The 5,434-nt window shown below is 64.2% G+C and carries 5 protein-coding genes; 1 reads left to right on the top strand and 4 read right to left on the bottom strand.

Annotated elements, in window-relative coordinates; translation table 11 throughout:
• Positions 1-870: AMP-binding enzyme (locus tag AB4Y86_RS11070; protein WP_441402284.1), on the top strand; the 870-nt coding region annotated here is incomplete at its 5' end.
• Between the two features lie 789 nt (positions 871-1,659).
• On the opposite strand, the gene AB4Y86_RS11075 is transcribed toward AB4Y86_RS11070, so the two are convergent.
• From AB4Y86_RS11075 to AB4Y86_RS11090, 4 genes are all read right to left on the bottom strand, one after another.
• On the bottom strand, positions 1,660-3,036 hold the full coding sequence (locus AB4Y86_RS11075; RefSeq protein WP_441402285.1) for an MFS transporter: 1,377 nt from the start codon (positions 3,034-3,036) through the stop codon (positions 1,660-1,662).
• Positions 3,037-3,045: 9 nt separating this feature from the next.
• Positions 3,046-3,375, bottom strand: coding sequence for a Dabb family protein (locus tag AB4Y86_RS11080; protein ID WP_441402286.1), 330 nt, complete (start codon positions 3,373-3,375; stop codon positions 3,046-3,048).
• Positions 3,372-5,054, bottom strand: a complete 1,683-nt coding sequence (locus tag AB4Y86_RS11085) for an FAD-dependent oxidoreductase (protein ID WP_441402287.1) — start codon at positions 5,052-5,054, stop codon at positions 3,372-3,374. The genes AB4Y86_RS11080 and AB4Y86_RS11085 overlap by 4 nt, the downstream gene beginning before the upstream one ends.
• A gap of 80 nt (positions 5,055-5,134) precedes the next feature.
• Positions 5,135-5,434, bottom strand: a 300-nt coding sequence (locus AB4Y86_RS11090) for an SDR family oxidoreductase (RefSeq protein WP_441402288.1), incomplete at its 5' end; no start/stop codon positions are given.

Below are 5,434 nucleotides of genomic sequence, written 5' to 3' on the forward strand. Positions count from 1 at the left end.
GGATTTGTGCATTCCTGCGCGAAGACCGATCTAGTGCCGATGCGCGACCATGACCTGGATGTCCTGAAATCCCTTCAGGTCACCGGTTCGCCGCTCTCGGCCGACGGTTATCGCTGGGTCTACGGCAATGTAGGTGACATCTGGTTGAGCTCGATGAGTGGCGGCACCGACATCGCCTCTATCTTTGTGGGCGGATCACCCACATTGCCGGTACATGTTGGCTACATCCAGGCTCCGGCCCTCGGGGTGCGCGTGGAGTCGTGGGACGAAGCCGGCAATCCCACGCGGGGCAAGGGCGAACTGGTGGTGACCAAGCCGATGCCGTCGATGCCGTTGTGCTTCTGGGGCGACGACGGCAGCCGGTACCACGAGAGTTATTTCGCCACGTACCCGGGGGTCTGGCGGCACGGTGACTACATCGAATTTACGCACCGGGGGATCCTCATCCATGGTCGTTCCGACTCGACCCTCAACCGCAATGGACTGCGGCTCGGTTCGGCGGATATCTATGCCGTGGTTGAAGCACTGCCCGAGGTGATGGAGGCCCTGGTCGTCGGCGCGGAACTGGGTACGGAATATTACATGCCCCTGTTCGTCCGACTGGCCGAGGGTGCCAGACCGGACGTGGCCGAAGAGGCGATCATCAGATCCATCCGTGAGAACCTCTCCGTCCGATACCTGCCGGACGAGATTGTCGTCATGCCCGGGATCCCGCATACCCGTACCGGAAAGAAGCTGGAGGTTCCCATCAAGCGGCTTCTGCAGGGGGCGCGCCTACAGTCTGTATCGGATCTCGGGTCGGTAGATGATCCCGAGCTGCTGAAAGAATATGCGCGGTTTGCCCTTGAGCGGCAGACCGTGTCGCCCTAATCGACACCGCTGCCTGCACATGGCCTCGCCACCGACGAGGTTGACCTCGGCTTATGCGCAGCGGACCTGCAGGCGCCGGCCGAGTTTCCGGAAGGGGGCGTGCATTTGCGTGATGTTGAGTTCGGTCCAGGGTGACGGGGGCTGGCCAAGCCGGTGTGCTGGGTAGTTGGCGATGCCGGCCGGGCACCGGCCTACAACTGGTTCTTTGAGCCGAGGGCTGCCACGATGGCCAGGGTCTTGCCGAGTTCGCCGCGTTCGTGGCCTGCTTCGAGATCTGTGAGAAATTTTCGAGAGACGCCGCGGCCTCGGCGAAAAACAGTTGCGGTCCCGAAGCAAATCTCCGATCTTGGTCGCGTCGATGCGTTAGCCGGTTAATCGTCAGGTGGGTCGTCCAGGCTGGGGAAGTCGATGCCGTCCATTTCCGCAAGCCGGCGGCCGATGCCATCGGCGGCGTGCAGGAGGGGTTCGGGGCAGTGGCTCACTGGCCTAAATTCGTGGTGTGTCACGACTGTTCAAGTCGACGTTGCCAGGTAAGTGCATGACCGGGTGCGTCCTGCTGGCTGTTTCGGCAGTTCAAGGGGCACGCCGGCGGTACGTGTCTGCCGCCGGACATGTGTGGGCATCATTAGGAATCCAGAGCCCAAAAAGATATGCCATGAAAAGGGAACTGCACCCCCAAGGTCAGACTCGAATTGGGAGTCCGGCTTTTGGAAGTGCAGTTCCCTTGTGGCCCACCCAGCATCGGAAATGTAGTGATGGCAAACGCATCGCTGCGCTGGTCGATCCAGGCTAGTGGAAGGGGCTTGCGAGCTGTTCCTCGGCGTGCTGTTCGCGGCGTAGGGCCGTTCCCGCGAGGTACGGGGCGCCTAGTTCGTGGATGGGGGTCTTGGCTGTTTCTCGGGAATAGAACACGCATACCGCGGCGATGAGCATGCAGACTGTCGCGAAGACGGCCACGGGTACCCAGCCAGTAACACCGGGCGCCAGCAACATGCCGGCAATCATCGGGGCGAAACCGGCCAGGACCAAACCGAGTTGATTACCCATCGCCATGCCGGTGTAGCGCACGGGAGCGGCGAACTGCTCGGCGAAGAACGAGGGCCAGATGCCGTTGAAGCCGGAGTACAGCACCGTCATGTTCAGGAACGCGGCCAGGAACACGAGGAAGATGTTCCCCGAGGACAGGGCCACGAAGTACAAGAAGATCGTGATGGAGCAGCCGATCGCGGCGGTCAGCAGCAGCGGACGCCGACCGATCCGGTCCGACAGCTTCGCGGCGAGCGGCATGGCGAACATGGACAGGCCGATCGCGACGGCATTGACAGTCAGGATGGACGCCCGGTCGAAGCCTGCCGTGGAGGTGGCGTAGGCCAGGCCGAAGACGGTGAAGACGGTCTGCATCACGGACATGATGGACATGCCCACCACGCGCAACACATCCGGTGCCTGGAATTTGAGGACTTCCTTGACCGGCATCGGGGCAACCTGCTGGTGCTCCTGGGCCTCTTCGAATACCGGAGTTTCGTCCAGGCGGGTTCGAACCCAGTAGGCGATCGCGAGAACCAGGATGGAGAGCCAGAACGGGATGCGCCAACCCCAACTCATCATGGCGTCCTGCGGCATAGCGGTGACCGGAATGAAGACAAGCGTGGCCAGGACCATCCCGGAGGCGTAGCCGGTCATCACGAAACTGGTGAAGAAGCCGCGCTTTCCTTCCGGTGAATGCTCCAGGGTGAGAGTGGAGGCGCCGGCAGATTCGGCTCCCGCGGAGAAGCCCTGGGCTAGCCGTCCGGCAACAAGCAGGATCGGGGCCCACACGCCAACCTGCTCGTAGGTGGGCAGGCACCCGATGCCGAGTGAGGCCAAGCCCATGATGCCCAGGGTGAGCAGAAGGATCTTCTTGCGGCCCAGTTTGTCGCCGAAGTGGCCCATGACCAGCCCGCCGACCGGCCGCGCCACGTAGGCGACGCCAAATGTTGCCAGGGCTGCGATGAGGCCGATGGCCGGGTCGTCGGACGGAAAGAACAGGTGCGGGAAGACCAGGGCGGCCGCGGTCCCGTAGATGAAGAAGTCGTAGTATTCCAGCGTGCTCCCCAGAAAGGAGGCCAGTGCGGCCTTCCCCGGAGTCTTGCCCGGGGCCAGGCTCGTGGCGGTTGCAGTGTCCATGTGTATCTCCTAAGACGTCGTTGTCTGAGTGGAAGCCGGCGCGGGAGCCTGGAGGTGGAAGTCCACCGAGAGGATCTGCTGGCTGTTGGGGAATGAATATGCCTTGAGCGGTTCGTGCAGCGGGTGCGTGTTGTACACCGCGATGTCCTCTACGCTTTCGAAGTCCGCCACGATGGCGTAGTCGAAGGAACGCTCGGCATTGAGCACATCCGGGCCATGGGTCAGGTTGAGCATGCCGGGGATGTTGCCGGTCATTCTGTCGAGTCCATCGATCCAGGTCTGCTTGTCGGCGGGCGGGAAATCGGGTTTGAACTTGAACAGGACAGTGTGGCGGATCATGACCGGGCTCCGGCCAGTTCGGCGGCTGGCCCATGAGCGGCTCCGGTCACATAGGCTGGATCGTGCCCGGCGATGGTGCGCCCGGCGAGGTAGCCCATGGTCATGATCGGGCCAAGCGTTGCTCCGGCGCCGGGGTACCCGGCGGCATAAGCGTTTTCCGTCGCGTTGCCGGCGGCGTAAAGGCCCTCGATTGGCTGGTTGTCCACGTCCAGGACGCGGGCGCGCCCGTCGGTGGCGATTCCGCCGTTGGTTCCGAACGCGCCGTTAACCACCTCCATGGCGTAGAACGGCCCGGCCAGCAACGGCGCCAGGGATGGGTTCGGGTACGGGTTTTCGTCGTCGCCCCAGTACTTGTCGTACGCGCTTTCGCCGCGACCAAAGTCCGGATCCACACCCCTGACGGCGAACTCGTTGAACCTGGACACCGACATGGTGAGGTTTTCCGCGGGAACGTTGATCTTCGCGGCGAGCTCTTCAAGGGTCGCCGCCTCGATGAGATAGCCGGGTGTGGGYTGACCGGCGCGGTGAGCCAGGATGCCGTAGCGCTCCAGATAGGCGTGGTCGATGATCACGTGGGCCGGGGTATTCAGGGTCTCGTTCCCGGCGGAGTCCCAGGAGTGCAGGGAGCGGGCGAGGTCGTTATAGTTCTGGGATTCGTTGGCGAAGCGACGGCCGTGCCGGTTCACCATGAGGGATCCCGGGCCTTGGCGCTCGAAGCGGAGGAGGGTGCCCACGGGCTGCCCGTCGCGCACGTCTCCGGTGATGGACATCGGGGCCCACCAGGCTTCACGGGTGCCGCGGGTCTGGCCCCCTATTCGCTGGGACATCCGCAGCCCGTCACCGGTGTTCGAGGGCGGCGAGCACATGGTGTACAGCCGCGACGCCAGCATAGAGTCGGCCAGTTCTTTGTCCCATTCGAAGCCGCCGGTGGCCAGCACCACGCCGTCGTTCGCCTGGAAGACATCGCCGGATTCGAGTTCGATGCCCGTCACCCGGTTGCCGTCGGTGCGCAGCCGGTGCCCGCGGGCGCCGATGACGAGGGCTGCGCCGTCGCGGACCAGGCTCGCCAGGAGCATGGACACGAGGGCCTGGCCCTTTGCGACGAGCCCATCAGCCTGGCGCTGGTTGAGGTCGTCCCAGGGGAATTTGGTGAAGGCGCCCCAGTTTTCGTATTCCTGCATGGTGAACGGCGCGCGGCCATCGGTGCGGACGTGCGCGGTGAGGGCGCCGAGCGCCACCTTGGAGTTGAATGGCTCGGGCTCGACCGTGCGGCCGCCCTCCACAGCGCCGGGCAGGTCCTGGCGGTAGTCGGGGAAGTTGTCCAGGCAGATGAAGCGCAGGCCACATTCCGCTTCCACGAAGCGGAGCATCTGGTCCCCRTAATCCAGGGCGGCGTCCAGGAGCTCCTCGCGTCCGCGTCCGCGGGCCACGGCCCGGACGTACGCGGCAGCCGCTTCCTTCGAATCGGTGAAGCCGGCTTTACGCGCGTGGTGGTTGTCGGCGACCCAGAGCATGCCACCGGAGACGGCCGAGGTACCGCCCAGCAGGGCACTTTTCTCTAGGACGACGACGGACTTGCCGGCACGGGCTGCGGTGGCCGCCGCTGTGAGGGCACCGGCGCCGGAGCCGACGACGACGACGTCGTAGCGGTCCGACGCGGTTCCATTGACGAATTTCATGGTGTGGCCTTTCAGGAAACATGGCAGTAAAGGTGCGGCTGGCGGGCAGTCTCCCCGTGGAACGGGGTTCGGCGAAGACTTCAGACGGCGGTGTAGCCGCCGTCGATCACGAGCTCCGAGCCGGTGGTGAAACGGGATTCATCGGAGGCCAGGTACAGGACGCCGTAAGCTATCTCATCGGGCTCGCCCTGGCGGGGAAGCGGGTTTGAGCCGACGAGCTGCTTGTAATAGGCCTCCGGGCCGATGTCGGACTGCTCGGCGGAGCGGCGGCTCATGCGGGTGTTCATGGACCCGGGGTGGATGGAATTGACCCGGATGCCGTGGCTTCCGTAAGCCGCCGCATCGGATTTACTCAGCAGCCGGACGGCGCCCTTGGTGGC

This window comes from Arthrobacter sp. 2YAF22_2 (assembly GCF_052114645.1).
Taxonomy (GTDB): domain Bacteria; phylum Actinomycetota; class Actinomycetes; order Actinomycetales; family Micrococcaceae; genus Arthrobacter.

What these genes read in the sequence shown, in the direction of transcription:
- AB4Y86_RS11080 (WP_441402286.1), bottom strand. Translation starts at nt 3,375, where the DNA reads ATGATCCGCCACACTGTCCTGTTCAAGTTCAAACCCGATTTCCCGCCC.
- AB4Y86_RS11075 (WP_441402285.1), bottom strand. Translation starts at nt 3,036, where the DNA reads ATGGACACTGCAACCGCCACGAGCCTGGCCCCGGGCAAGACTCCGGGG.